This window comes from Aeromonas sp. 602396, from assembly GCF_049173735.1.
In the GTDB taxonomy this organism is placed as follows: Bacteria; Pseudomonadota; Gammaproteobacteria; order Enterobacterales; family Aeromonadaceae; genus Aeromonas; species Aeromonas veronii_A.
This window is the reverse complement of record NZ_JAAKSD010000001.1, coordinates 169,085-194,564: the sequence shown is the minus strand read 5'-3', so window position 1 is coordinate 194,564 and position 25,480 is coordinate 169,085. Positions and strand designations below refer to the sequence as shown.

Annotated in this window: 25 protein-coding genes; 18 read left to right on the top strand and 7 right to left on the bottom strand. The window is 60.4% G+C overall.

Annotated features, from left to right (window positions below):
• Positions 1-3 precede the first annotated feature (3 nt).
• From G5229_RS00870 to G5229_RS00860, 3 genes are all read left to right on the top strand, one after another.
• Positions 4-759, top strand: coding sequence for a substrate-binding periplasmic protein (locus G5229_RS00870; RefSeq protein ID WP_421208072.1), 756 nt, complete (start codon positions 4-6; stop codon positions 757-759).
• Between the two features lie 374 nt (positions 760-1,133).
• A complete protein-coding gene (locus G5229_RS00865; protein ID WP_005337916.1) occupies positions 1,134-2,477 on the top strand; it encodes an anaerobic C4-dicarboxylate transporter in 1,344 nt (447 codons plus the stop codon).
• 174 nt (positions 2,478-2,651) lie between these two features.
• Positions 2,652-3,308: a hypothetical protein gene (locus tag G5229_RS00860; RefSeq protein ID WP_337073585.1), complete on the top strand. Its 657-nt coding sequence runs from the start codon at positions 2,652-2,654 to the stop codon at positions 3,306-3,308.
• A gap of 139 nt (positions 3,309-3,447) precedes the next feature.
• On the opposite strand, the gene G5229_RS00855 is transcribed toward G5229_RS00860, so the two are convergent.
• Complete coding sequence (locus G5229_RS00855) at positions 3,448-4,587, bottom strand: M20 family metallopeptidase (protein ID WP_337073586.1); 1,140 nt, start codon at positions 4,585-4,587, stop codon at positions 3,448-3,450.
• Positions 4,588-4,721: 134 nt separating this feature from the next.
• Entirely contained in the window at positions 4,722-6,098 is a 1,377-nt protein-coding gene (gene dcuC, locus G5229_RS00850) for a C4-dicarboxylate transporter DcuC (protein ID WP_005350454.1), read from the bottom strand.
• Positions 6,099-6,383: 285 nt separating this feature from the next.
• Between dcuC and G5229_RS00845 the strand changes: the two genes are divergently transcribed.
• From G5229_RS00845 to G5229_RS00810, 8 genes are all read left to right on the top strand, one after another.
• On the top strand, positions 6,384-6,698 hold the full coding sequence (locus G5229_RS00845) for a hypothetical protein (protein WP_005337929.1): 315 nt from the start codon (positions 6,384-6,386) through the stop codon (positions 6,696-6,698).
• Positions 6,699-7,017: 319 nt separating this feature from the next.
• Positions 7,018-7,368 (top strand): ArsC family reductase, encoded by a 351-nt coding sequence (locus tag G5229_RS00840; protein ID WP_005350451.1) that lies wholly within the window; start codon positions 7,018-7,020, stop codon positions 7,366-7,368.
• Positions 7,369-7,387: 19 nt separating this feature from the next.
• A complete protein-coding gene (gene dapE / locus G5229_RS00835) occupies positions 7,388-8,515 on the top strand; it encodes a succinyl-diaminopimelate desuccinylase (RefSeq protein ID WP_421208068.1) in 1,128 nt (375 codons plus the stop codon).
• A complete protein-coding gene (locus G5229_RS00830) occupies positions 8,512-9,201 on the top strand; it encodes a M15 family metallopeptidase (protein ID WP_421208066.1) in 690 nt (229 codons plus the stop codon). Before dapE ends, G5229_RS00830 begins: the two co-directional genes overlap by 4 nt.
• Positions 9,198-9,344, top strand: coding sequence for a hypothetical protein (locus G5229_RS00825; RefSeq protein ID WP_005337933.1), 147 nt, complete (start codon positions 9,198-9,200; stop codon positions 9,342-9,344). Before G5229_RS00830 ends, G5229_RS00825 begins: the two co-directional genes overlap by 4 nt.
• A 269-nt stretch (positions 9,345-9,613) precedes the next feature.
• On the top strand, positions 9,614-11,341 hold the full coding sequence (locus tag G5229_RS00820) for a potassium/proton antiporter (protein WP_337073590.1): 1,728 nt from the start codon (positions 9,614-9,616) through the stop codon (positions 11,339-11,341).
• Positions 11,342-11,384: 43 nt separating this feature from the next.
• Positions 11,385-12,488 (top strand): beta-N-acetylglucosaminidase domain-containing protein, encoded by a 1,104-nt coding sequence (locus G5229_RS00815; RefSeq protein WP_421208065.1) that lies wholly within the window; start codon positions 11,385-11,387, stop codon positions 12,486-12,488.
• 32 nt (positions 12,489-12,520) lie between these two features.
• Positions 12,521-13,729, top strand: coding sequence for a cation:proton antiporter (locus G5229_RS00810; protein WP_421208063.1), 1,209 nt, complete (start codon positions 12,521-12,523; stop codon positions 13,727-13,729).
• A 73-nt stretch (positions 13,730-13,802) separates the two neighbouring features.
• Here G5229_RS00810 and G5229_RS00805 read toward each other — a convergent pair whose 3' ends face one another.
• Complete coding sequence (locus G5229_RS00805; protein ID WP_216954223.1) at positions 13,803-14,435, bottom strand: LysE family translocator; 633 nt, start codon at positions 14,433-14,435, stop codon at positions 13,803-13,805.
• A 232-nt stretch (positions 14,436-14,667) separates the two neighbouring features.
• Between G5229_RS00805 and G5229_RS00800 the strand changes: the two genes are divergently transcribed.
• From G5229_RS00800 to G5229_RS00790, 3 genes are all read left to right on the top strand, one after another.
• Positions 14,668-16,290: a methyl-accepting chemotaxis protein gene (locus tag G5229_RS00800; RefSeq protein ID WP_421208062.1), complete on the top strand. Its 1,623-nt coding sequence runs from the start codon at positions 14,668-14,670 to the stop codon at positions 16,288-16,290.
• Between the two features lie 175 nt (positions 16,291-16,465).
• Positions 16,466-16,996, top strand: coding sequence for a DUF1523 family protein (locus tag G5229_RS00795; RefSeq protein ID WP_005337948.1), 531 nt, complete (start codon positions 16,466-16,468; stop codon positions 16,994-16,996).
• Positions 16,996-17,289, top strand: coding sequence for a winged helix-turn-helix domain-containing protein (locus tag G5229_RS00790; protein ID WP_204827381.1), 294 nt, complete (start codon positions 16,996-16,998; stop codon positions 17,287-17,289). The genes G5229_RS00795 and G5229_RS00790 overlap by 1 nt, the downstream gene beginning before the upstream one ends.
• 185 nt (positions 17,290-17,474) lie before the next feature.
• Here G5229_RS00790 and G5229_RS00785 read toward each other — a convergent pair whose 3' ends face one another.
• Both G5229_RS00785 and rihA read right to left on the bottom strand, forming a co-directional pair.
• Positions 17,475-17,942 (bottom strand): hypothetical protein, encoded by a 468-nt coding sequence (locus G5229_RS00785; protein WP_421208060.1) that lies wholly within the window; start codon positions 17,940-17,942, stop codon positions 17,475-17,477.
• Positions 17,943-17,975: 33 nt separating this feature from the next.
• Positions 17,976-18,911, bottom strand: a complete 936-nt coding sequence (rihA, locus tag G5229_RS00780; RefSeq protein ID WP_421208058.1) for a pyrimidine-specific ribonucleoside hydrolase RihA — start codon at positions 18,909-18,911, stop codon at positions 17,976-17,978.
• A 222-nt stretch (positions 18,912-19,133) separates the two neighbouring features.
• On the opposite strand from rihA, the gene G5229_RS00775 reads away from it, so the two are divergent.
• The gene (locus G5229_RS00775) at positions 19,134-19,868 is read left to right on the top strand and encodes an RluA family pseudouridine synthase (RefSeq protein WP_421208057.1); all 735 of its coding nucleotides are present in this window, start codon (positions 19,134-19,136) and stop codon (positions 19,866-19,868) included.
• A 167-nt stretch (positions 19,869-20,035) separates the two neighbouring features.
• Here G5229_RS00775 and udp read toward each other — a convergent pair whose 3' ends face one another.
• On the bottom strand, positions 20,036-20,791 hold the full coding sequence (gene udp / locus G5229_RS00770; RefSeq protein ID WP_005337975.1) for a uridine phosphorylase: 756 nt from the start codon (positions 20,789-20,791) through the stop codon (positions 20,036-20,038).
• Positions 20,792-21,172: 381 nt separating this feature from the next.
• On the opposite strand from udp, the gene yiaY reads away from it, so the two are divergent.
• The 3 genes from yiaY (at position 21,173) to G5229_RS00755 (ending at position 23,612) form a co-directional block, all read left to right on the top strand.
• Positions 21,173-22,324, top strand: a complete 1,152-nt coding sequence (gene yiaY / locus G5229_RS00765; protein WP_216954231.1) for an L-threonine dehydrogenase — start codon at positions 21,173-21,175, stop codon at positions 22,322-22,324.
• 137 nt (positions 22,325-22,461) lie between these two features.
• On the top strand, positions 22,462-22,800 hold the full coding sequence (gene bamE, locus G5229_RS00760) for an outer membrane protein assembly factor BamE (RefSeq protein ID WP_005337980.1): 339 nt from the start codon (positions 22,462-22,464) through the stop codon (positions 22,798-22,800).
• Positions 22,801-22,982: 182 nt separating this feature from the next.
• Positions 22,983-23,612 carry an NAD(P)H-binding protein gene (locus G5229_RS00755; RefSeq protein WP_088869760.1) on the top strand — a complete coding sequence of 210 codons (630 nt, stop codon included), beginning with the start codon at positions 22,983-22,985 and terminating at the stop codon, positions 23,610-23,612.
• 144 nt (positions 23,613-23,756) lie between these two features.
• On the opposite strand, the gene G5229_RS00750 is transcribed toward G5229_RS00755, so the two are convergent.
• A complete protein-coding gene (locus G5229_RS00750; protein ID WP_421208054.1) occupies positions 23,757-25,451 on the bottom strand; it encodes a pyridoxal phosphate-dependent decarboxylase family protein in 1,695 nt (564 codons plus the stop codon).
• Positions 25,452-25,480 lie beyond the last annotated feature (29 nt).

Here is a 25,480-nt window from a genome sequence, read left to right as displayed (position 1 = left end):
TTCATGGGATATCGTCAGCTTCTGACACTCTTGCTGCTCTGGCTCCCCCTGCAATTGCGGGCAGAACCCGTGCACCTGACCACCCTGGAGTGGCCCCCCTATACCAGCCAGCATCTCCCTGATGGTGGCCTTACCGGCCATATCGTCAAGCGTGCATTTGCCGAAGCGGGGCTGGAGGTTCAGTTTGACTTCTACCCCTGGCATCGAGCCATGTTGCTGGCATCCGATCCCGCCCAGCACTACAGCGGCTACTTCCCCAAATACTTCGCCGATGATCTGGATAAACGGTGGCATATTTCCACCAGCGTGGGCAGTAGTGTGCTGGGCATGGCGCAGCAAGCCGGCCCCCCTATCCACTGGCAGCGACTCGAAGATCTCGCTTCCTACCGGATTGGGGTCGTCGCAGGTTATATCAATACCCGTGAATTTGATGCCCTGATGGCCAGCAAGCGCCTCAACACCTTTGCCGTGGACGACGATCACCTCAACCTGCGAAAATTGCAGCGCGACCGGCTCGATCTGGCCGTGATCGACCGGGATGTTTTCTACTGGCTCACCTATCACGATGACAAACTCCACCCCGAACAGCTGCAGTTCAACCCGAAGATCCTCGGGTACAAGAGCCTGCACATCATGTTCCGTCCCGATCAACAGCAACTGCAACAGCGAGTGAACAATGCGCTAGCCAGACTCGATATCAAGCAGCTGAGCGAACAGTATCAGCGTCGCTATCTGCTATCAGCACCCGCCCCCCGATGAGCAGAGTCGCAGAACACCCCATTTGTCAAAAAAGATATCTTTAACCCGTGTTTTTACAGCCTCTTCTCCCCTGACCCGGGCCTTTTTCCACACCTTCCTTACCAACGCCTTCCCCATCACAACGCCTCTGGTTGCACTCTGATGGGCTGGCCCCGAGTGATACCACTTGGTGACAAAAATGATGTTTTTGTTAGTACGTGGTTTTTAAGTGGTTTAATCAAAAATTCATCGAGTTATTGAAGTAACTCAATTTTTTCACTTTTTCAGGGGAGCAGAATAGCAACTAACCCTTTTGGGCTAAATAAAACAGACAATGACAATTCATGGTTCAGGCTACCCGCGGCAATATGGGTTGAATCACACGAGGTAACGGAATGATCTTGATGGAATTTTTGGTGGTACTCGGCTGCTTGCTGCTGGGTACCCGCTTTGGTGGCATGGGACTCGGTCTCATCAGTGGTATCGGTCTCTTCCTGCTGACCTTCGTCTTCGGCCTGGTGCCGGGCGAACCGCCTGTTCAGGTAATGCTGACCATTCTGGCGGTGATCGGCTGTGCCGCCACCCTGCAGACTGCCGGTGGCCTCAACCTGATGATGCAAGTGGCCGAGCGCCTGCTGCGCCGTCACCCGCAATACATCACTATCCTGGCGCCGCTCACCACCTGGACCCTCACCTTCCTGTGCGGTACCGGCCACGTGGTCTACACCATGTTCCCCATCATCGCTGACATCGCGCTGCAGAAGAACATCCGTCCCGAGCGCCCGATGGCTGTCGCCTCCGTTGCCTCCCAGATGGCCATCTGCGCCTCCCCGGTCTCCGTTGCCGTGGTCTCCATGGTCTCCATTCTGGCGGCAGGTCACGGTATCGGTCAGGCTTACGGCCTGCTCGACATCCTGATGATCGCCATCCCCTCCTCCCTGACCGGTGTCATCGTGGCGGCCCTGTGGAGCCTGCGTCGCGGCAAGGATCTGGACAAGGATGAAGAGTTCCAGGCCAAGATCAAAGACCCGGAGCAGCGTGCCTTTATCTACGGTGGTGGCGAGACCCTGCTCAACACCAAGTTCCCGAAAGAGGCCTACTGGTCTACCTGGATCTTCTTCGCCGCCATCGCTGCCGTGGTATTGCTCGGCGCCAACGAAGGTCTGCGGCCGGTGTTCACCATCAAGGACAAGACCGGCCCGCTCTCCATGAACCTGGTGATCCAGATGATGATGCTGATCGCCGGTGCCATCATCCTGATGCGCTGCAAGGTCAAGCCGGGCGAGATCGCCAACGGCGCCGTCTTCAAGGCGGGCATGGTCGCCATCTTCTCCGTATTCGGGGTTGCCTGGATGAGTGAGACCTTCTTCCAGGCCCACATGCCGCTGCTCAAAGAGACCCTGGCCCATGTGGTACAGGCCCAGCCCTGGACCTACGCCCTGGTGCTGTTCCTCATCTCCAAGCTGGTAAACAGCCAGGCCGCCGCCCTCACCGCCATCGCCCCCATGGGTCTGGCGCTGGGTGTCGAGCCGAAGCTGCTGATCGCCTTCCTGCCAGCGAGCTACGGCTACTTCGTGCTGCCGACCTACCCGAGCGATCTGGCCTGTATCGGTTTCGACCGCTCCGGCACCACCCGCATCGGCAAGTTCATCATCAACCACAGCTTCATCATTCCGGGGCTGATCGGGGTGGTGACCTCCTGCTCGCTGGGCTTTATCCTCACCAGCATCCTGCTCTAATCGCAGCGGCGTTTACCACGCTATTGCAATACAGGCCCCCGCTTCGGGGGCCTGCTTTTTTCCCCGCTCAGTTACCTCAACCACTTCCCCGCCACCATTTCCGGACACAATACCTTTACCTCTGCCCCCGCCGCTGGGTAGCATGCCCCCTCGTTCACCACCGGAATCTCATCCATGTCTCGCGTCATCCTGCTCTGGAGCGGTGGCAAAGATGCCATGCTGGCCCTCTGTCATGCTCGCCAAGCGGGCCATCAGCTGGTGGCACTGGCCACCTTTGCGCCGCCTGAGCCCCGATTTCTCGCTCACCCCTTGCCGCTGGTGCGCCGTCAGGCGGAAGCCCTCGGGCTGCCCCATCTGCTGGTCACCATAGAAGCGCCGTTCGATCTCGGTTATGAGCGGGCACTGGCACGGCTCAAGGAGGAGTGGCAACTCGATGGCGTGGTCACCGGCGATATCGACAGCGTGGGCGGTGCGCCTAACTGGATCCGCGAACGCTGCCAGCCGCTGGGCCTCACCGTCCATACCCCGCTCTGGCAGCAATCTCGTCAAGCCTTGCTGGCGGATATGCTGGCGCGTGGCATCGTCGCCCACCTCTCCTGCGTCGATACCCGGGTGCTTTCCCCCGAGTGGACTGGACGCACCCTTGATGCCACCACCCTCAGCGATCTGCAGCAACTGGCCGAGCACGAGGGCTTCGATGCCTGCGGCGAGCAAGGGGAGTACCACACCATGGTGACCGACGGCCCGGGCTTTGCCGCCCCGCTGCGCCTCGATGGCTGGCAGGTGACGCGGCAGGATCATCTGGCCTATCTGGCCGAACCGCAGGGGTAACGGCATCAGGCCATCTGGCCCGCTCACTCAGCGCGCGAAAAATCGAGATAAAAAAACGGGAGGCAACAGCCTCCCGTTTGGATTTGAGCGGACCAGTTTTGAGCGGGCCAATAACGACCCGAACAAGGGATAAACCGGCTTATTTCGCCAGCTTGCCCAGCACCCGCTGCAGCAGGCGGATGCGCGGCTCGATGCTCTCCAGCAGCAGGAACTCCGCCTCCGAGTGGAAACCGCCCCCCATGGGGCCGAAGCCATCCAGCGACGGCACCCCCGCGGCGGCGGTGAAGTTGGCATCCGAGCCGCCACCGGCCTCCAGCCAGTTGAAGGGGATCCCCTCCTCCTTGGCTGCCGCCTCCACCAGTGCCATCAGCGCCTCGGTGTCGCCACTCGGGCGCATCGCCGGCTTGAAGGTCTGGCGATCCACCTCGACCCGACAACCCGCGAGGAAGGGGTTGTTGGCCATAAAGGTGAGCCGATCGTGTACCACAGCGGCCTCTTCGTTGCTCCAGAAGCGCAGATCGACGATCGCCTCGGCAAAGTCCGGCACCACGTTGACACCGGTGCCGCCCTGTACCACGCCAACGTTCATGGTGGTGCCCGTGGTCATGTTGACCTGCTCGTTGATGGCCAGCACCCAATGAGCGAGTTCTGTAATGGCAGAGACCCCTTCGGTCAGGGCCGAACCGGCGTGGGACGCCTTGCCGTGGAAGGTGATGCGGTACTTGGCATTGCCCTTGCGGGCGCTGATGAGATCCCCGTTGGGACGGGCAGCCTCGGCCACCAGCACGCAGCCGCTCTGTTTGGCTTTTTTCACCAGCCAATCCTTGGACCAGGGGGAGCCAATCTCTTCGTCGCAGTTGTAGCAGACCAGCACCTTGAGCTTGGCAAGCAATGCCGGGTCCATCTCTTTGAGGGCATACCAGATAGAGAGCAAGCCGCTCTTCATGTCCGAAACGCCGGGGCCAAAGGCTTGATTGCCTTCGATTTTCAGCGGGCGCTTGGCCGCCGTCCCCTCGGGGAAGACGGTATCCATGTGGCCGCACAGCATCACGTCGTAGTGATCTGCACCCGGCGCATTGGTGATCTCGAGGCAGGGGCCGCACTCGGCAGCGAACTGGTGGCGAGTCACCTGCCAGCCGATGGCCTCATATTTCTCGGTCATGATGTCGGCCACTTTCGCTACCCCGGCCGGGGTGCGAGTACCGCAATCGAGGTTGATGAGCGGGGCCAAATCGGCCAGATAGTTATCGAGGGAAAACGGGCTCTTTACAACTGTCATTATCTTCTCCATGCAACAATCAGCATTGATGGCCGATCGTCTATTGCAACAATGCGACACAGTGAGAAAAAGGCGGGCAGCCATGCCACCCGCCCGACCGGTAAATTCCAAACACCACTACATAACCCACATCACTACATGAACAGCAGATAGTTGAGGGTCAGCGCCGTCACCAGCGCCCCCGCCATCGGCACGCTGGTGCGCTTGACCACGGTAAAGGGCGATACCTTGGCAATCCCCGCACAGGCGATCAGCACAGCCGCGATGGGAGAGACGGTACGGCCGATACTGGAAGCGAGCTGCATCGGCAGCAGCATGGTCACCGCCGGTACGCCAAACTTGGCCGCCACCGCCGGTGCCAGGGTCGAGAAGCTGAGGAAGGCCGCGTTGCCGGAGCCCATGATGACCGCCGCTACCATGATCAGCGCCACCATCACCAGGGTCATCAGGCCGCTGCCGATACCGGCATTGCTGGCAGAGTGCAGCAGGGTATCGATGGCGCCGATGGCCTTGAGAGATTCGGCAAACAGCTCGGCACAGACGATGAGCGCCACCACGGGGCCAAACACCTTGCCCATGCCGTCGAGGAAGCTCGACAGACCGGCAAAAGCGGTACGCACCGAGCGGCTACGCAGCAGCTCGCACAGCATGCCGATAAAGACCGACAGCAGCATGGCCACCTCCACGCTCATCTTGATGTCGCTCACCAGCAGCTTGGAGAAGGTCATCATCAGCACGAAGGGGATGATCGGCAGCAGGGCATACCAGGTGGGGGCCTGCACACTCTCGGTGCCCTGTTCGTCCAGCTCGGCGTGATCGCCGCGATGGAGCGCAGGATCCCAGCCATCCTTGCGATCGCAGTGACGCTGCCAGAAGAAGTGCAGCACCATGGTCACCAGCAGCATGGGGGCCACCAGCCAGATCTGGTAGTCGACAAAATAGCTGGTCGGATCCATGCCGGATTGACCGGCGGAGAAGATGGCGTTGGTCTGGGTCGGGCCAATCTCGAACGCCTGTGAGGTGGCGATAACGCCACAAGCGGAGGCCGGGCTGATACCGAGGTTGCGCATCACCGGATACATGGTGACCATCAACAGCAGGCCAAGGCCGGTAGCGGAGGTAACGAACAGGGAGACAAAGACCGCCACCAGATAACAGATGGAGAGCATCAGGTAGCTGGACTGGATGCCTGCCACCGGTTTGACCGCCACCCGCACCAGCGCCTGGGAGGCCCCGATATGGGACATGTAGGTGGCAAAACCCGCCACCGCCATGATGGTGAGGCCGAGGCCCGCCGCGCGGTAGGAGAAGATTCCCTTGAACACTTCGAACAGGTCGAACAGGGCGAAACCGGTGCTCTTGTCAGCGGGGAGAATGGGGTGCAGCCCCAGCCAGTAGGCCACCGCAAAAATGGCCATGCCCGCCAGCGCCAACACCGCCTGCGGGTTGTAATCCTTGATAATGCCGTAGACCACGGCGACCAGAACGAGCAAGACGAATAAAAGTTCCAATATTCACTCCTGATAAATTTATCGAAGAGCGAAATCTAGTGATCTGACCACTGTTTGCCTTTGATCCCTATCAATAAAGGTGCCGTCACCGTGATTCATTAGCATAATATGTCGGCCATGTAACAATTTTTCGTTATTTCAACTGCCGTAAAACCTTTATCACCCCATATCCGGGAATTGTGTGACGCGACTCCCCTCTTTTTTGCGTTGGATCAACATATGACGGCGCCGAACTGGCGAAGATGCGCTTCGACATATAGCGACCATTTCGCGCCGGAGAGAGTTATGACAAGCCAAGCCACCGCAGGTGCTTCGACCTGCGACTACAAGCTGTGGGACATCCTCGTCGAGTCTGCAAAGGAACGCACTACCATTCGTTACTCCAAACTGGCCAAACAGGCCGGGCTGGAGCAGTGCCAGGATGAACTGCGCACCCTGCTGCAACGCATCCGCATGTACTGCACCGAAAACAACCTGCCGATCCTCTCCGCCATCGTGGTGGACGACGTGGGCAAATACACTGGCCTCTCTTCCAGCCTGCCTGATGCACCCTGGGAACGGGCCCGGGTCTTTGACCATGAGTGGACCACCCTGCACTAATTGAGGTGCTTGATGATGCCGACCAAAACGCGCCCGCTGGCGCGTTTTAGCTATCTGGCGTTTGCCCCCTTCTCTTTTTCTCCTGCAAACGCGGCTCTTCTCCCGCAATAACCGCCCCATCGGGCACGCCAGCCGCACCGCTTCTGATCTTGTGCTCAAAATCGCCGTTCAGGTGTGACCAGTTCCGGTAAAACCCGCGAGCCGGACCATCGGCGTTGCCATGGGATTGCCACAATGCCAGAATCGGGCCCTTGCACTGTGTTGATTCGGATTTTCGGGACGCGGCCCACGGCCAGCGCACACAAGAGAAGGACTCCCCATGGCCATCACCCTCTATGGCATCAAGAACTGCGACACCATCAAGAAAGCCCGCAAGTGGCTGGATGAGGCCGGTATCGACTACCGCTTTCACGACCACCGCGCCGACGGCCTGAACCCGGACGATCTGGACAGCTGGCTGGCAAAACTCGGCTGGGAAGCCCTGCTCAACAGCCGCGGCACCACCTTCCGCGCCCTGCCGGATGAGGCCAAACAGGGGCTCGACACCACCAAGGCGCGTGCCCTGCTGCTGGAACATCCGGCCATGATCAAGCGCCCGCTGCTCGACCGTGACGGCGAACTGACTCTGGGTTTCAAGGCTGATCACTACCAATCCCTCTTCTCCCGTTAAGGACAACTAAGGACAACTGATGTCGGATGTCATCGCACTGGCCAAGGATCTGATCCGCCGCCCCTCCGTTACCCCCCTCGATGAAGGGTGTCAGACCCTGATGGCGGAGCGCCTCGCCAGGATCGGGTTCGTTATCGAGCCCATGGTGTTTGAGGACACCACCAACCTCTGGGCCCGTCGTGGCAGCGAGGGGCCACTGTTCTGCTTCGCCGGTCACACAGACGTGGTGCCCGCCGGGCCGCTGGACAAATGGCACACCCCGCCGTTCGAGCCGACCATCAAGGATGGCGTGCTCTACGGCCGTGGCGCCGCCGACATGAAGGGCTCGCTGGCTGCCATGGTGGTGGCGGTCGAGCGCTTCGTGGCCGAGAATCCGGATCACACCGGGTCCATCGCCTTTCTCATCACCTCCGATGAGGAGGGGCCCTTTATCAATGGCACCACCCGGGTGATCGACACCCTGGAGGCCCGCAACGAGAAGATCCGCTGGTGTATCGTCGGCGAGCCCTCCTCCACCGCCGTGGTGGGGGATGTGGTGAAGAACGGCCGCCGCGGCTCCATCACCGGCGATCTGCTGGTGCGCGGGGTGCAGGGGCATGTGGCCTATCCCCATCTGGCGGACAACCCGATCCACAAGGCGGCGCCAGCGCTGGCGAAACTTGCCGCCACCGTGTGGGATGAGGGCAACGCCTACTTCCCCCCCACCAGCTTCCAGATCGCCAACATCTCGGCCGGCACCGGCGCCTCCAACGTCATTCCGGGCGAGCTGCAGGTGCAGTTCAACTTCCGCTTCAGTACCGAACTGACCGACATGGATATCCGCGAGCGGGTCGAAGCGCTGCTGGATAAACATGGACTCGATTATCAGCTGAACTGGACCCTCTCCGGCCAACCTTTCCTCACCGATACCGGCGCGCTGCTCGATGCGGCCGTGGCGGCCATCGAACAGGTTAATGGTCAGCGACCGGCCCTGCTCACCACCGGCGGCACCTCCGACGGGCGCTTTATCGCCCCCACCGGCGCCGAGGTGATTGAACTTGGCCCCGTCAACGCCACCATTCACAAGGTGAACGAGTGCGTGAAGGCGGACGATCTGGATCTGCTGGCCGACATGTACCAAGGGGTGCTCGAGAGATTGCTGGCATGACGCAGGAACAACTGCTGGGGCTCGACGAGAGCCACCTTATTCTGGTGGGGCGCGGCCCTCATCGTCTGACCGCCGCCACCGCGGCGGCCTTCAACGACATGCAGGTAGCCGCCGCCTATGAGGGGTTCAACCTGCAGGCGGCCTCCAGCTGGCGCAGCTTCGAGCGCCAGCTCGCCATCTGGAATGGCAAGTGGCGCGGCGAACGGCCACTGCTCGATGCCAACAGCCAGCCCATCGATGCCCTGCAACTAAGCGAGGTAGAGCGGCTGCACGCCATCCTGCGCTGGAGTGCCCTGCCCGGCACCAGCCGTCACCACTGGGGGACCGATCTCGACATCTACGACCCGGACTGTTTGCCCGCCGATACCAAACTGGCGCTGGAGCCCTGGGAATATGAAGCCGGAGGCTGGTTTGCAGATCTCAGCGAGTGGCTCAGCGACCATATGAGCGACTTCGGCTTCTTCCTCCCTTATGCCAAGCCGGTCGGGGCACAGAGCGGGGTCGCCTACGAGCCCTGGCATGTCAGCTTCTCGCTGGAGTCCGACGAGCAGCGACTCGATCCCGCGGCACTGGCGCTTTGCCTGCAACAGGCGGATATTGAAGGCAAGTCGACCATATTGGCCAACCTTGATGAAATTTTGGTCCGTTATGTCACCACCTGTCCTGACGAAAGGAAAATCCCATGAATCTCTGGCTGTGGATAGGGTTGCCGCTGCTGTTCCTGCTCGGGCTGTTTCTCAATGCCATCAAAGACATGAAACGGCTGGAGAAGCAGTTGCCCAACTACAAGGACAAGATCCGCGAAGTAAAGGATGACGAGGACGACTGAGTCCCGCTCCATCCCGTGGGGAGCGCCCTTGTGCTCCCCTCTTCCTCTGCCGTGTCATTTCGCTTTTCCCCGCCCGCTCCTCCCTGCGCATCCCGATATCGATGCACCTTTTACACTGCTTTCGTTAACCCCGTCACAGTCAGAATATGGCGTGGCCATGAGGCAAAAAATGTAAAAAAGTGCAAATTGATGCACAAATAAGCCACACAAAGGGGACCTAACTGCATATAATGTGCCTACTTTGCACATTACCAAGAAGGAGTTCGCCCTTGGATGCCGCTACCATCAACAGTTTCTTTCTTGTCGCTGCCCTGTTGGTGGGAGCCAGCGTACTGTTGAGCGCACTCTCTTCCCGCCTCGGCATTCCCATTCTGGTCATTTTCCTCGCCGTCGGCATGCTGGCGGGTGAAGATGGTCCAGGTGGCATCCACTTCGCCGACTACTCCGTCGCCTATCTGGTAGGCAACCTGGCGCTAGCCATCATTCTGCTTGACGGCGGCATGCGCACCCGGGTCTCCTCGTTTCGGGTGGCACTCTGGCCAGCCTTGTCGCTGGCCACGGTCGGGGTGGCCATCACCACCGGCCTGACGGGTCTGGCCGCCGCCTGGCTGTTTGACCTCAACCTGATGCAGGGAATGCTGATCGGAGCCATCGTCGGCTCCACCGATGCGGCGGCGGTCTTCTCCCTGCTCGGCGGGCGCAGTCTCAACGAGCGGGTGAGCGCCACCCTGGAGATAGAGTCAGGCAGCAACGACCCCATGGCGGTGTTTCTCACCGTCACCCTGATTGAGGTACTTGCAACCGCCCAGCAGGGGCTGGATGCGGGCTTCCTGCTGCTACAACTGGTCAAGCAGTTTGGCCTTGGTGCCGGGATCGGCCTTGGCGGCGGCTGGCTGCTGTGGCGCCTCATCAACACCGCCCGCCTGGCCCCGGGGCTCTATCCGCTGCTCACCGTCAGCGGCGGCCTGCTCATTTTTGCCCTCACTACTGCCGTAGGCGGCAGCGGCATTCTTGCCATCTACCTCACAGGTCTGTTGCTCGGCAACCTCTCCCTGCGCAGCCGTAGCACCACATTGTCGGTGCTGGACGGTCTGACCTGGCTGAGCCAAATCGGCATGTTTCTGGTGCTGGGGCTGCTCGCCTCGCCCCACAAGCTGCTACCCATCGCCCTGCCCGCACTGGCGCTGGCAGCCTGGATGATCCTGTTTGCCCGCCCGGTGTCGGTCTGGATTGGGCTATTGCCGTTCAAGAACTTCGCCCCGCGCGAGCGCTGGTTTATCTCCTGGGTTGGCTTGCGCGGCGCCGTGCCCATCATTCTGGCGGTGTTCCCCATGATGGCAGGACTGCCCAATGCCCAGCTCTACTTCAACGTCGCCTTCTTCGTGGTGCTGGTCTCGCTGATTTTGCAGGGCAGCTCGCTGCCGCTGGCATCAAAACTGGCACGGGTCGAAGTCCCGGCACCACCGTCACCCATCAATCGCTCAGGGCTCGAGATCGATCTCGACAGCCAGTGGGAGACCTTCGTCTACCAGCTGGGGGAAGAGAAGTGGTGTATCGGCTCGCCGCTGCGGGATCTGCAGATGCCTGCCGGCACCCGGATCTGTGCCCTGTTTCGTGGCCGCGAGCTGCTCCACCCCTCGGGCAGTACCTGTCTGCAGGCCGATGACATTCTCTGCGTGATCGGTCACGAACGTGACCTCCCCGCCCTCGGCCAGCTGTTCAGTCAGGCGCCGGAGCAAGATCTCGGCCCCCGCTTCTTCGGTGACTTCCTGCTGGAAGCAGCGGCACGGCTGGTGGATCTCGCCCCTCTCTACGGGCTGGATGTGAGCGAGGTGGCGGATCAGACACTGGGTGATTTTATTGCCAGCCAGTTGGGCGATAATCTGGTGGTCGGTGACAACATCGAATGGCAGGGCCTGATCTGGACCGTGGCCGAAATGGACGAGAGCGTGCCGAGCAAAATCGGGGTGCGCTTTCAGGAAGAGGACCCGGTCTGACCGACCGTCCCGTATCAAGTCCCCAGCAAGAAGGGAGAGCGTTATGCCATATCAAAGTTTGCTGTCCGGCCCCCTCCCCCCAGCTGCCAATCTGGGGGTCATTGAAGGTTTTTTTGGCAAGGGATGGAGCTGGCAGACCCGCGCCCGCTACGCACAGTGGCTGCCACGCCACGGTTACGTCTTCTATATCTATGCACCGAAAGAGGATGGCTATCTGCGCAAGCACTGGGCCCTCCCCTGGCCCGAGCAGCAGCTGGCGGATCTCGCCGAGCTGGCGCGCCAGTGCCGCGCCAACGGGCTCGCCTTCGGGGTGGGCTTAAGCCCCATGGGGGCCCATCACGACTACGATCGCAAACGCCCGGCGCTGCTTGAGAAAGTGCGCCTCATCGACGAGATGCTCCAGCCCGATATTCTGGCGGTGCTGTTTGACGACATGAAGGGGGATACCCCGGATCTGGCCCGTCACCAGCTCACCATCGCCCACGATATCGCGGCCCACAGCAAGGCGACCCGCCTCATCTTCTGTCCCAGCTACTACTCGACCGATCCGGTGCTGGAGAAGGTGTTTGGCGCCATGCCTCCCCGCTATCTGGAGGAGCTTGGCGAACAACTCGACCGCCGTTTCGAGATCTTCTGGACCGGCCCCAAGGTCTGCTCCAGCGAATATCCGGCCAGCCACCTCAAGCAGGTGACCGAACTGCTCGGCCGCAAGCCCTTCCTTTGGGACAACTACCCGGTTAACGATGGCAGCAAGGCGAGCAGCTACCTGCACCTGCGCGCTTTCGAGAACCGCCCCGCCGAGCTGGCGGAGCTGGTCTCTGGCCATGCGGTCAACCCGATGAAGCAGGCGGCGCTCTCCGCCCTGCCCCTCGCCACCCTGCCAATGAGCTACCGACTCGGCAAGCAGTATGATCCCGACAAGGCGCTGCACGCCGCCCTCAACGCCACCTGTGGCCCGCAGATCTCGGCGATGATCGAGGCCGACCTGCCGCTGTTTCAGGACATAGGGCTGGCCCAGCTGACCCCCGAGCAGGTGGCCCATCTCAAGGCCCGCTACCTGCCGTTTCGCGACCAATCCTGTGTCGACGAAATCGTGCGCTGGCTGGATGGGGAGTATGTGTTCGACCCCGACTGCCTGACCGATTAAACCACCCCTGCGGGGGGCAGAAAGGAGGTTGTATGGATGCACATCTGCTTTACCAGAATCTGGCGGTGATCGCTGCCTTCTTGCTGATCTACAGCCTGATCGCGGGGCGCTTCGAATCAAAGCTGGTCAACGGCCCCCTGCTCTTTCTACTGACCGGCTGGTTGCTGGGGCCTGGCGGGCTGGAGCTGCTCTCCCTCTCTATCGACAGCGCCGGCATCAAGCTGCTGGCCGAGCTGACTCTGGTTATCGTGCTGTTCAACGATGCCGCCAACACCAACTGGCAAGTATTGCTGGCCAACCGGCAGCTGCCCATCCGGCTGCTAATGATCGGCCTGCCACTGACGCTCATCGCCGGAGCCCTGTTTGGTCACTGGATCTTCCCCGACCTGCCACTGCTGGAGATGGCCATCCTCTCCACCATTCTTGCCCCCACGGATGCGGCGCTCGGCAAGGCGGTGGTGAGCAACCCGGCCGTACCGGCGCCACTGCGCGAAGGGCTCAATCAGGAGAGCGGCCTCAACGACGGCATCTGTGTGCCTGTGCTGCTTCTGCTGCTGGCCCTTATCGCCCCCACAGAGCAGCACGCAGGCACAGCCACGCTGGCCATCACCCTGATGCTGGAGGAGATCGGCATTGGCCTGCTGGTCGCCTTCGTGCTGACCAGCCTAACCATACGGCTGCTGAAAATCTCTTATCTCAACGGCTGGCAACTGCCGCTCTGGCGCCAGCTCACCATGCCGGGACTGGCCCTGCTCTGCTTTGCGCTGGCCCAGAGTCTGGGGGGGAGCGGCTTTATCGCCGCCTTTGTCGGCGGTCTCTTTATCGGGCGCAGACTCGGTGAACACAAGCACGCCTATATGGACAGTTGCGAAGGCTACGGCGACCTGCTCTCCGTGGTGATCTGGATGGTGTTTGGCGCAACTCTGCTCCCCATGTTGTCGGAGCTGATGCACTGGCAATACTGGCTCTATGCCATTGCCAGCCTCACCCTGCTGCGGATGGTGCCGGTCTGGCTGAGCCTGCTCGGCACCGGCCTCAAGCCAGAGCTCAAGCTCTTTATCGGCTGGTTCGGCCCGCGGGGCCTTGCCAGCATCGTCTTTGCAGTGATGGTGCTGCAAAACCAGCCTGCCCTGATTGGCCAGCGCCCCATCATCGCCACTGTGCTCTGCACCATCATATTGAGCGTGCTGCTGCATGGCATCACCGCCAACCCCTGGGTCGCACGTTTCAAACCCCGCTGAACCACTTGGCACTCATAAAAAATGCCACCGACCGGTGGCATTTTTCTTGTCTGCCCAGGGTCACTGACAGCGCTTAACCAAGCGCCAGCCAGACTCCCACCCCCAGCATCAGGGTACCGGCGATGCGGTTCATCAGGGTGACGTTGCCGCTCTTGGCGAGGAAGTGGCGCAGAGTTCGGCCACCACTGGCGTAGAGCAGCAGGCAGGAGAATTCGATGACCAGAATAAGCGCCACCAGCGCAGTGATCTGCGGCACCATCGGCTTGCTGGCCGAAATAAACGGTGGCAGCAGGGAGATCATGAAGGCCCACCCCTTGGGGTTGGCAATGGCGGTGACGAAACCCTGCACCGCCAGTCCCATGGCGCTGGTCTGCTGACCGGACGAAAGATCCGCCGGAATGGCCATCTTCCCCTTGGCCTGCCACATCTGGATACCGAGCCAAACCAGATAGGCGCCCCCCACATATTTGAAGGCGGCAAAGATCCCCGGATAGTTGAGCATGATGGCAGCCACCCCGATCACCGACAGCACCGAAACCAACCCGACTCCGATCAGCTCCCCCCACATCATGTGCAGGGTACGGCGCACCCCCAGGCTCATCCCCAACGTCATCGACAGGGTCATGCACATGCCGGGGGTCACCGAGACAAAGAAAAAGGTCGGGATAAACAGAGCCAGAATGGCCGGATCGATCCAGCTGGACACTACACACCTCCATACGCCAAGAGCGGGGAATCACGAAAACGGGACAGGATTGACTCAATCCGGCCAGTTGTACCACATATTCAGGGGATCAAGCGTTCAATCATGCATATATGGCGCCTTTTTCACAAGGAAAAACCTTTTCTTCAGCAAATTTCAGCAATAAAAGCCTGTGACAGCTCCTGACGTAGGTGTGTAATATGTCGGCTCCTCCCATTTCGGATTAGAGCCATTTATGTCATTGAATAATCTATCAATACGTGTCCAGGTCCTGATACCGCTGCTGCTGGCCAGCCTGCTGATGATGGTGATGATTGCCATCAGTAAACAGGGTCTGGATGAAGCCATCAATGACATAGATGAGACGACCCAGAGCGTGGTCCAGCACAAGGACGATATTGCCAAACTGATCCACGCCACCTACCGGCTGCGCACCAGCGCCATCTATGGCCTCTACGATGCCAAGCTGTTTGCCGCACTACCTGCGAACCTCAACAGCGCCGAGCAGGAGATCAACACCATTCTCGGCCGTCTGGTGCTCCCCGGTGCCGAGCAGGATAACCGGCAGGTCGCTGCCGCCCTGCAGGCCTACCTCAGCCATACCCGCAGCAACATGCTGCCGCTGCTGGCGCAAAAACATCAGGGTGGCGGCGATCCGGTCGCCTACGAGGCGGCCCGCCTCCATTTCCGCGAGCTGGGTGAACAGCTGATCAAACAGATCGACAGCATGTCGGCCCACATCAACCAGCTGATCCAGCAAGAGCTGGCCGACGAGCAGGCTCACTACGACGCAACCCTGCTGCGTACCCTGCTGCTCACCGCCGGTACCCTACTGGCGGCGCTGATCTGTGGCTGGGTCCTCTCCGGTCGCATCGTCAGCCCCATCGGTCAGTTGCAAGAGGTGATGTACGCCGTGGCGCAAGGGCGCTTCAACGTGCGCGCCAAAGCGGATGGCAACAACGAGCTGACCCGTCTGGCCAAAGATATCAACCTCACTCTGGGGCAACTTGGTAGCACCATCGAGAACCTGACCGGGATCAGCAACAGCGTCGCCTCCGCCGCCACCGAGCTGGCCGCCGTGATGACCCAGGCTGAAGCCAACGCCCAGCAGCAGCACAGCGAGATCGAACAGGTCGCCTCCGCCGTGACCGAACTCTCCAGCACAGCAGACAACGTCAACCACAACGCCGCCATCGCCGACGAGCTGGCGCGGGATGCCAATGGCCGGGTCGAACAGGGGCTCGCCCTCTTTACCGAAAGCATCGCCGCCAACAGCCGGATGGCAGGCAGTCTGGAAGATGCTGCCGCCATCGTGGCCCAGCTCAAATCCCAGTCCGAGCAGATCGGCAAGGTAATTGAAGTGATCCAGGGGATCTCCGAGCAGACCAACCTGCTGGCGCTCAATGCCGCCATCGAAGCGGCCCGTGCCGGCGAAACGGGTCGTGGTTTTGCGGTGGTGGCCGACGAGGTGAGAATGCTGGCAGCCCGTACCCAGGACTCCACCAAGGAGATCCAGGCCATCATCGAGCGGCTGCAGAGCCAGTCCCAATCCGCCAACAACGGCGTGCAGGAGACCCTGGAGATCCTCGGTCATAACCAACGCCTGTCAGCTCAGGTGCAGGATCTGCTGAGTGGCATTACCGGTGCCGTACGCCAGATCAACGACGCCAACGCCCAGGTCGCCACCGCAGCCGAGGAGCAGTCCTGCGTCACTGCCGACATCAACCGCAACATCACCAATATTCACGAGATCGTGAGCCAGAGCTCCGCCGGCATCAGCCAGAGCGCCAGTGCCAGCAACGAACTCTCCCAGCTCGCCGAGCAGCAACGCAAGCAGCTGGCCCAATTCCAGCTGTAAGCGCACAAAGTGAACCAGACAAAAAGGCCCGCAGGGGCCTTTCTTGTTGATGGATCAATGGCTTTGTATCTGTTTTAAACGCCATTTTTTGGCTTGTGGCGCCATAAGGGGCTGGGCTGCCCTGTCAAATATCGGTATGGTAGAGGCACGTTACTCCCCCTCACGTGAGCACACCATGAGCCTGAGATTCAAGAAACCCGCTTTTATCGCCTTGGGGCTCATCGCCCTCATTTCCGCCGCCTGGCTCGACTACTACCTGCCGGAGCACACCATCGCTACCATCACCGGGGTCGAGGTGAAGCGCACCGACAAGGATGGCCCCATCAGCCAGAAAAACCCGGCTGACGGCCCCACCACCGACGTCTATTACATCTACACCGAGCGCCCCGGCGAGAAGATCCGGGTGTTTCGCAATGAAGATACCGAGTGGGGCTGGCCCTTCTACTTTAAGTTCAACGCCGCCGACGTCCAGGCCAAGGCCAAGTCGATGGAGTTCGAGAAACGCCTAGCCATCATCACCTCCTACGGCTGGCGCGTGAACATGTTCTCCATGTTCCCCAACGTCACCAAGATCGAGAGCACAGAGCCTGACGCCTCCACCTGGAGCTTCTTCCGCTGGTTCTGGTTCGGCCTCTGGGCACTGGTGATGGGCAAAGCCGCCATCGCAACCTGGCGCTACTTCGATCGTCTTGAGGATGAGATCTGATGGAGCCGAGCAAGACCCGCACCAGTTTCTACCGGCGGCTCTACGTGGCCTGGCTGATCAGCCAAGGCACGGATACGGTGCCCGCCATCATGGAGGCAACCGGCATGCCGCGCCGCACCGCGCAAGATACCCTGAGCGCGCTGGCCGAGCTCGACATCAGCTGCGCCTTCGAGCAGACCGAGGGGGCTCGCCACCTGCAGGGACACTACCGCATCAGCGACTGGGGCCCCATCAACCCAGCGTGGATCAAGGCTCAACTGCCGCTTATCAAAGAGACTTTGAGCTATCCCTGAAATGATGTCGAGTCAGGCCTGCGACTGGGGAACCTATTGCAATCCGGCATGGATCAAGGCCCAACTGCCTCTTATCAAGGAGACGCTGAGCTATCCCTGATCAGGGCGCTAAGCAACAATAAAAAAGAGGGGCCAGCCGGCAAGGCTGGCCCCTCTATTTCAGGCCGATAGCATGACAGGTAGTCCTACTCGGGCATGGCCGAATCCTCAAGTTCCCCATCAGACTCGCCGCGGGTGCAATCGATGATGGAGCGCTTGGGGTTGTTGGGATCGCGCAAAAGCAGAGGGGCTGAGCCCTCGTCATGCTTCTGCTCGTCGCCAAACTCGCTGCCGTAGGCGTTGTGGGTCAACCGGCGGGCATTGGCGATGGGGGTATCGACAAAGAGGGCATGCACTTCGAAGCTGGAGGCCGGCACGATAAAACCGACCACCGGCAAGCCGTGCAGCTCCTCGTGCACCTTGTACCAGGCAAAGCCGTCGCTCACCTTGTAGGGGGTGTAGTTGGCCAATTGTAGATTGGCGGGCCTGCCCGTCTCATCCACATAGAGATCGGTAAATTCACAGGTCGCCAGCCCCTGCCACATCCGCTCGAATGGCGTCGCACAGCCTGTCAGTTGCAACCCGGCCAGCAGCATCAAGCCTCTCTTCCACATTCCCCGCCCCTTCTTGCAAAAATGAACCGGCGCTCAGTCAAACGCCCGCAGCCGCGTCACCAGCAGATCGATAAAGCCCGGACGATCCAGCCCCAACAATACCAGCGCATTGGCGGGCTTGCCGGTCAGACCGTAGCGGTCCACCACCGTCATCCCCACGGTATGCTCCCCCCGGGTCTCGATATCGACCCGGCACTCGACCCCGTGGAACAGCTCGGGAGCCAGCAACCAGGCAATGGTACAGGGGTCGTGGAGCGGTGCGCCAGCAAATCCCCACTTGGGGTCCCGATGGTAGATCATGAAAAAGTCGAGCAGCTCGGCCACACACTGGGCCACCGGATTGGTGATGGCGCGCACCCGCTCGATATCCTCATCCATCACCTGCGCCTCATGGGTCACATCGAGGCCACACATGGTGATGGGGATACCCGACTTGAAGACCATATCGGCCGCTTCCGGGTCCACATAAATATTGAATTCCGCCGCTGGCGTCCAGTTGCCGGCCCCTGCGGCGCCCCCCATCAGCACGATGCGGGCGATCTTGCTCTTTAGCTCGGGGTGAGCTGCCAGCAGCAGGGCGATATTGGTCAGCGGGCCGGTCGGCACCAGAGTCACGGGCTCCGTGCTCTCGCGCAGACATCTGGCCATTAGCTCGATCCCCGTCATGGCCTGCGGTGCAAAGGCGGGATCCGGCAACTTGGGGCCATCGAGGCCCGACTCGCCGTGGACGTTGTCGGCGATGATCAACTCGCGGGCCAGCGGTTTCGGTGCCCCCGCCGCCACCGGAATATCGTCACGTCCCAGCAGGGTGAGAATGCGCAGGGCATTGTTGAGGGTCTTGTCCGGCGTCTGGTTGCCCGCGCTGGTGGTAACCGCCAGCACCTTCAGTTCAGGGCTGGCCAGCGCCAGAATCAGGGCGATGGCATCGTCGTGGCCGGGATCACAATCGAGAATAACGGGCAGTGCCATGGGATGAGTCCTTACAACATAACAGGGAGCCATACCTTAACAAGCAAGCCTCGGATTAACTCGGGAGGGGGTCACAAAACGGGGCCTTGTTGCTGACCTGGGCGGTTTGCACGGCACGCCACCTAGCTCAACACGGCTCACTATCAAAAGTTTGTATGGCGTCATGCCGTTCATTTTCCGAGGCAGCGCACCGCCCATTCGCCCGGCCGCGCCGGTTCGGGTATGATCGCACCCCATTTCCAGCCTGTGCCACCTATGTCCGTTATCGTCGACACCTTTATTGCCCCGCCCTGCAATGCCGCCATCGAGATCCTGTTCGAGGATGAACACCTGCTGTTCATCAACAAGCCGAGCGGCCTGCTGAGTCTGTCGGGCAAAAATCCGCAGAACCTCGACTCGGTGCACTATCGCTTGGTGCAGGATTTCCCAGGCTGCACCCTGGTGCATCGCCTCGATTTTGGCACCTCAGGCATCATGGTGGTCGCCAGAAACAAGGCCATCAATGCCCTGCTCTGCCAGCAGTTCAGTCAACGGGCGGTGAGCAAGGCCTACAGCGCCCTGCTCTGCGGTCATCTGATTGACGACGAAGGAGTTATCGACGCCCCCATCGCCAAGGATCCGGCCCTCTTTCCGCTGATGAAGATTTGCGCCGCCAGCGGCAAACCCGCCCGCTCCCGCTATCAGGTGATTGAGCGGCTGGAGTTGCAGATGCAGATGCAGGGGCAAACCGTTCCCCTGACCCGGGTGAGGTTGGTGCCAGAGACCGGTCGCACCCATCAGTTGCGCATCCACAGCCAGCTGCTGGGCTACCCCATCCTCGGCTGCGATCTCTATGGCGGCCTGCTGCCACCCGGCTGCGAACAGGCGCCGCGGCTGATGCTGCATGCCAGCGAGCTGGATTTTGCTCATCCGGTGAGCGGCGAGCCGATGCAGATCCGCTGTGCAGCGCCTTTTTAGGGGCAATAGGTAGAGGCTGCCAGCAGAGACAACCAGCGCAAGTGCGACGGGATCAGTGAAAGGGGTGACGGGAGAGGAAAAGCGGTAAACGGCAGATAAAGATAGGGGCCGCGCTTTCGCAACGGCCCCCACCCCCCACTCGGTACTCTTTGTTACAAAGAGGGCTATCAGATCAGCTTGCGGGCAGCGCCCAGTACGATCTTGATGGCATCAGATTCGGTCTTCGCCATGGTTTCGGCGTTCGGAATTTCCTGCTGGGTACGGTTGACGATAACGCCAGCCACCATACCGGCACGCAGGCCCTGGCTGGAGCACATGGTCAGCAGGGTTGCGGACTCCATCTCATAGTTCAGCACGCCCATGGCTTGCCACTCTTTCATGGAACCCTGGAAACGGCTCACTACGCGGCCGGATACGGTGTCGTAACGCTCCTGACCCGGGTAGAAGGTGTCAGAGGAGGCAGTCACACCGATGTGCAGCTTGGAGCCCATCTCTTTGGCGGTGTTGACCAGCGCTGTGGTGCAGTCGAAGTCGGCAACAGCCGGGAACTCCATCGGTGCGAAGTGCAGGCTGGCACCGTCGAGGCGCACGGAGCCGGTGGTCACGATCACGTCACCCACGTTCAGGTGCGGCTGGATGGCGCCGGTGGTGCCGATACGCAGGAAGGTGCGGATGCCCAGCTGGGCCAGCTCTTCCACTGCAATGGAGGTGGACGGGCCACCGATACCGGTAGAGCAGATGATCACGGCCTTGCCGTCCATCTCGCCGCGCCAGGTAGTAAATTCACGATGGCTGGCCAGGTGCACCGGGTTATCCAACAGCTCTGCGATACGCTTCACGCGCTCGGGGTCACCGGGGACGATCGCCAGGGTGGCGCCTTGCAGATCCGCTTTCTTCAAACCCAAGTGAAATACATCAGACATATTGGACTCCTGGTTGCCCCCTGCCAGCATGGTCAGGGCACAAGTTAAGATGATTCTTTATGATACTTTCAAGCCTTTACCCCCTCTTCGGGGAGGCGCCAACTATGGTCGAAAGCGCTTTCCAATTCCTTGAAGCGCCTCACACTTCCACGCATTGACAGTGACAAACATTGCGCAAAACGTTTGCTAACTCAATGAAATAATTGACAAACGTTTTTCTGCAAATCGAGTCAGATGCGGGAAAGTCAAGCCTGGTTCAGCGCTTAATTAACGACTCGTGATCGACCCCGTAAAGTTGTAAACAAGATGCTTTTGTATCCCTTTCTAGATGGTAGCCTAGCTCTCAACTACCACTTAATGGCTAACTATAGGAAGTCCATCATGGCTACATTCAAATTCTATATTCCCGCAATCAACCTGATGGGTGCCGGCTGTCTGCAAGAGGCTGCCGCCGATATCAAGGGTTACGGCTATCGCAAGGCGCTGATCGTCACCGACAAAATCCTCAACCAGATCGGTGTGGTTGCCAAGCTCACCACCCTGCTGGCTGAACATGGCATTGAAAGCGCTGTTTTCGATGAGACCAAACCCAACCCCACCACCAGCAACGTCGAAGCGGGTCTGGCCATGATCAAGGCCAACGGCTGTGATTGCGTCATCTCGCTGGGTGGCGGCTCGCCTCACGACTGTGCCAAGGGCATCGCGCTGGTCGCCGCCAACGGTGGCAACATCAAGGATTACGAAGGGGTGGATCGCTCCGCCAAGCCGCAACTGCCGCTTGTCGCCATCAACACCACTGCCGGTACCGCCTCCGAGATGACCCGCTTCTGCATCATCACCGACGAAGCGCGCCACGTGAAAATGGCCATCATCGACAAGCACGTTACCCCGCTGATGTCAGTCAACGATCCCGAGCTAATGTTGGCCAAGCCGGCTGGTCTCACCGCCGCCACCGGCATGGATGCCCTGACCCACGCCATCGAAGCCTATGTCTCCACCATCGCCACCCCGGTGACCGATGCCAGCGCCGTGATGGCCATCGAGCTGATTGCCAAGCACCTGCGCACCGCCGTTCACCACGGCGATGACCTGCATGCCCGCGAGCAGATGGCCTACGCCCAGTTCCTGGCCGGCATGGCCTTCAACAACGCAAGCCTCGGCTATGTGCACGCCATGGCCCACCAGCTGGGCGGTTTCTATGACCTGCCCCATGGTGTCTGCAACGCCGTGCTGCTACCCCATGTTCAGGCGTTCAACGCCCAGGTGAGCGCGGCTCGTCTGAAGGATGTGGCCCGCTACATGGGGGTAGACGTGAGCGCCATGAGCGACGAACAGGGCGCCGCCGCGGCCATTGCCGCCATCAAGCAGCTGGCGCTGGATGTGAAGATCCCGGCCGGTCTGGAGCAACTCGGCGTCAAGGCCGATGACTTCGATACCCTGGCCAGCAACGCCCTGAAAGATGCCTGCGGCTTCACCAACCCGAAACAGGCGAGCCACGACGAGATCGTCGCCATCTTCCGCGCGGCGATGTAAAGGCCACCGGATTGCCAGAAAGGGTCGCAGTGCGGCCCTTTTTATTGGCTGATGGATCAATGGCTTTTTACTTCCGTGGAGGGAGTCGGTATGATTTGCCGAGCCAAAAAAGACTGTATGGATGATCTGAACTCGATATGCGGATGAAACACCTGATTGCCGCGGCTTTGACCGCCCTCACCCTCTCCGGTTGCAGCCTGGTCTATCGTATCGATATTCCCCAGGGCAACTATGTGGAACAAAAACAGGTCGACAAACTGCGCCAGGGGATGACCCGCGAGCAGGTCAGCTATGTACTGGGGACCCCCATGCTGCGTGACGGCTTTGACCCCAACACCTGGTACTACCTCTATGAATTCCAGCCGGGCCACGGCGACAAGGAGCGCAAAGAGCTCACCGTCACCTTCGCCAATGACAGGCTGACCACAGTGACGGGTGACTTCCCGCTGCCAGCAGCTTTCAATACCCCGCTCTGATATCCCGCAAAACCGGCCTCGCGCCGGTTTTGTTTTATCCAGCCCCGCGTAATTCATCCTGCCCGTGATCCTGTCAGGGGATACAGTGTCATCTCACCCATTGCAGCTGCTCGCAAATTGCCTGATGCTGATGAGCAGCCACCATGGCATCAACACCATCGAATGACACAGGGAGAATCCCCATGAGCCGGATCCTGATTGCCGGAGCCAGCGGCCTGATCGGTCGCGAACTGGTGCAGCAACTGCCTGCCGAACATGAACTGACCCTGCTCTGTCGCAAGCCGGGCAAGGAGGCGCACCACTGGCTGCCGGTCAATTTTGATGATCTGGCCAGCGTCACCCTCTCCCGCCCGGTGGATATCGCCTTCTGTGCCCTCGGTACCACCCGCAAGGAAGCGGGCTCTGCCGAGGCGTTTCGCCGGGTCGATCTCGACTATGTGGTCGCCTTTGCCGAGCTGGCCCGCCGCCACGGTTGTCAACGGCTGATCGTGGTCTCGAGCATGGGGGCCAGCGCATCGTCCCCGGCTCTCTATCCGCGAACCAAGGGGGAGATGGAGCAGGCCCTGCTGGCCCAATCCTGGCCACGGCTCGCCATCGTGCGTCCCGCCATGCTGCTCGGAGATCGCCAGCCACCGCGCCTCTCCGAGCAGATCTTTCAGACTATCTACCCGCTGTTTCGGCCGCTGCTGGTGGGCAAACTCGCCCGCTGGCGCGCCATCGAGGCCCGTCAGGTGGCTCGCGCCATGATCGCCCTCTCGAAACTGCCCGCCGGGTGCGAGATTGTCGAGAACGAGCAACTGCTGGCCCTCTGAACTAGGCCTTCCCCACTACTTACGCACAGTGCTGCAAAAACAAAAGAGCAAGCCCATTGGCTTGCCCTTTGTTTATCTGTTGGCGAGGTACCCTGACCACCTATTGCCATCACAGGCCGTGCTCGACTGTCAGGGCAACATCCATCAACCGCGAATATGGTCGATAAAGGCGTCGATCTGCTCGCGAGTGCAGGCAGGGTTCATAAATACCGCCTTCTCCCCGGCGATGTAGGAGTACTTGCCGCGGGCGTCATAGTCGGAGTGGGCCACCGCCTCCACCCAGTTGGTGTAGAGCCCGACTTTGCCACGCCCCTTGAACAGGCTGCGGTGATAGTCGGTATTGCGCTGCAGCCGCGCCTTGTAGGCGGGATCGCTGGAGCGCGCCAGTTCGAAAGCGAACTCGGCCTCCGGATCGCTCACCCACTCGGGGTTGTAGATCTTGAAGCCGACGCTCGGCCCCTGATTCTCCTGCGCCACCAGCTTGACGTTGCCAAGCTGGCTCAGGCGATAGCGGAAGTAGTTGGCATTTTGCAGGCAGTGGGCCAGCACGATGCGATACCCCTCCACTCCCATGTAGTTGAGCGCCGCATAGGCGCCAAACAGGCCACTCGCGCCGCGGGAGCACTCGATGGTGGATTGCAGGTGGGTCTGGCCCTGAATGTCCCGCTCGAAGTAGGAGAAGTTCTCAGGGTCATTCTCCATCGCCTTGAGGTCATCCTGCTCTTTAATCATCACCAGACTGGAGGTGTAGGGCACATAGCCCCACTTCTGGAAATCGACGGTAAAGGAGTCGGCATATTTGAGCTCGGCAAAGCGCGCCACGTTGCGCTCGATCCCCGCCAGAGTCGCGCTGTTGATGGCGAGCGGGTTGGCGGCAAAGTCGTAACCCAGGAAGAAGATCATCGACCAGCCGATGGCGGCATCGACGTGGATATGGGGCTTGACCGCCACCTCGAACTGCTCGCAGAGGCGATTGCGCAGCTCGAACACGGGTTTCACCTGATCCACCCCGAAAGTGTCGGTAGTGCCCATGGTGAGCATGATGGTGGGCACCACGTGTTTCAGGGCAAAACAAGCGGTCAGGGTGCGCTCGAGGTGGTCGAGATCGATGTCGTTGTTCTCGCCGACCTGAATGCGGATGGTCTTGTTCTCGATGTCGACCCCAAGCAGGGAGAGGTTGGTGATGTTGGAGTAGTGACCGCCCTGGGAGTTGATGATGCGGTAATCCTGATAGTGGCCGAGCCCCTTGTGCTTGGCTTCCGGCAAGGTTTTGCGAATGCCGAGCAAGTAGCCATAGAGGTTACAGAAGGTCCCCCCCTGGGTGAAGATGCCGGTGGCGCGAGCCGGGTCGTAACCCGCCAGCACGGCAATCTGGCGCACTACCTTTTTCTCCAGCTCCTCAGCCACTCCTGCGTATTCGGAGTAGACCAGATTGGGGTTGGCCAGAATGCCCATCTGGGCGCCATAGATAGCGGGGTCCGCCGACATGGTGATGACGTTCTCGACGCTGGAGGGGTTCTCCCAATCCTTCGATAGAGCAGCGGCAAACAGCAGCTCGGCCATCGGCTCGCCCGGGGTGCGCATGGTGGCGGGCACCGGCATGGTCTCGCAGAGATCGGCCAGCCGGGCGCGGCCATCTGGCCAGGCGTTCAGGCGGGCATCGGGGGCCAAGCCACGGGCCCGAAATTCGTTGAGGGTGGCAAATCCGGGTTCGCGAAAAACGGGCCAGAGATCGGGATTGCGCGAGAAAAAGTTGGCTTTGACGGTGGCGAAACGGGCGGAGAAATCGGGGTGGACGGCATTGACGCTTTCGTCTTGCAGATAAACTAAGTCACTCATTTTTATACCATTAGTACAGCACATGTGCG

Excerpts from the sequence above, each read along its gene's own strand:
- G5229_RS00755 (WP_088869760.1), top strand. The coding sequence starts at position 22,983 with ATGAGCCGGATCCTGATTGCCGGAGCCAGCGGCCTGATCGGTCGCGAA.
- G5229_RS00865 (WP_005337916.1), top strand. The coding sequence starts at position 1,134 with ATGATCTTGATGGAATTTTTGGTGGTACTCGGCTGCTTGCTGCTGGGT.
- rihA (WP_421208058.1), bottom strand. The coding sequence starts at position 18,911 with ATGGCACTGCCCGTTATTCTCGATTGTGATCCCGGCCACGACGATGCC.
- G5229_RS00860 (WP_337073585.1), top strand. The coding sequence starts at position 2,652 with ATGTCTCGCGTCATCCTGCTCTGGAGCGGTGGCAAAGATGCCATGCTG.
- dapE (WP_421208068.1), top strand. The coding sequence starts at position 7,388 with ATGTCGGATGTCATCGCACTGGCCAAGGATCTGATCCGCCGCCCCTCC.
- G5229_RS00830 (WP_421208066.1), top strand. The coding sequence starts at position 8,512 with ATGACGCAGGAACAACTGCTGGGGCTCGACGAGAGCCACCTTATTCTG.
- G5229_RS00775 (WP_421208057.1), top strand. The coding sequence starts at position 19,134 with ATGATCGCACCCCATTTCCAGCCTGTGCCACCTATGTCCGTTATCGTC.
- G5229_RS00795 (WP_005337948.1), top strand. The coding sequence starts at position 16,466 with ATGAGCCTGAGATTCAAGAAACCCGCTTTTATCGCCTTGGGGCTCATC.
- G5229_RS00845 (WP_005337929.1), top strand. The coding sequence starts at position 6,384 with ATGACAAGCCAAGCCACCGCAGGTGCTTCGACCTGCGACTACAAGCTG.
- G5229_RS00810 (WP_421208063.1), top strand. The coding sequence starts at position 12,521 with ATGGATGCACATCTGCTTTACCAGAATCTGGCGGTGATCGCTGCCTTC.
- G5229_RS00815 (WP_421208065.1), top strand. The coding sequence starts at position 11,385 with ATGCCATATCAAAGTTTGCTGTCCGGCCCCCTCCCCCCAGCTGCCAAT.
- udp (WP_005337975.1), bottom strand. The coding sequence starts at position 20,791 with ATGTCTGATGTATTTCACTTGGGTTTGAAGAAAGCGGATCTGCAAGGC.
- G5229_RS00800 (WP_421208062.1), top strand. The coding sequence starts at position 14,668 with ATGTCATTGAATAATCTATCAATACGTGTCCAGGTCCTGATACCGCTG.
- G5229_RS00855 (WP_337073586.1), bottom strand. The coding sequence starts at position 4,587 with ATGACAGTTGTAAAGAGCCCGTTTTCCCTCGATAACTATCTGGCCGAT.
- G5229_RS00750 (WP_421208054.1), bottom strand. The coding sequence starts at position 25,451 with ATGAGTGACTTAGTTTATCTGCAAGACGAAAGCGTCAATGCCGTCCAC.
- yiaY (WP_216954231.1), top strand. The coding sequence starts at position 21,173 with ATGGCTACATTCAAATTCTATATTCCCGCAATCAACCTGATGGGTGCC.
- G5229_RS00840 (WP_005350451.1), top strand. The coding sequence starts at position 7,018 with ATGGCCATCACCCTCTATGGCATCAAGAACTGCGACACCATCAAGAAA.
- G5229_RS00870 (WP_421208072.1), top strand. The coding sequence starts at position 4 with ATGGGATATCGTCAGCTTCTGACACTCTTGCTGCTCTGGCTCCCCCTG.
- G5229_RS00785 (WP_421208060.1), bottom strand. The coding sequence starts at position 17,942 with ATGTGGAAGAGAGGCTTGATGCTGCTGGCCGGGTTGCAACTGACAGGC.
- bamE (WP_005337980.1), top strand. The coding sequence starts at position 22,462 with ATGCGGATGAAACACCTGATTGCCGCGGCTTTGACCGCCCTCACCCTC.
- G5229_RS00790 (WP_204827381.1), top strand. The coding sequence starts at position 16,996 with ATGGAGCCGAGCAAGACCCGCACCAGTTTCTACCGGCGGCTCTACGTG.
- G5229_RS00825 (WP_005337933.1), top strand. The coding sequence starts at position 9,198 with ATGAATCTCTGGCTGTGGATAGGGTTGCCGCTGCTGTTCCTGCTCGGG.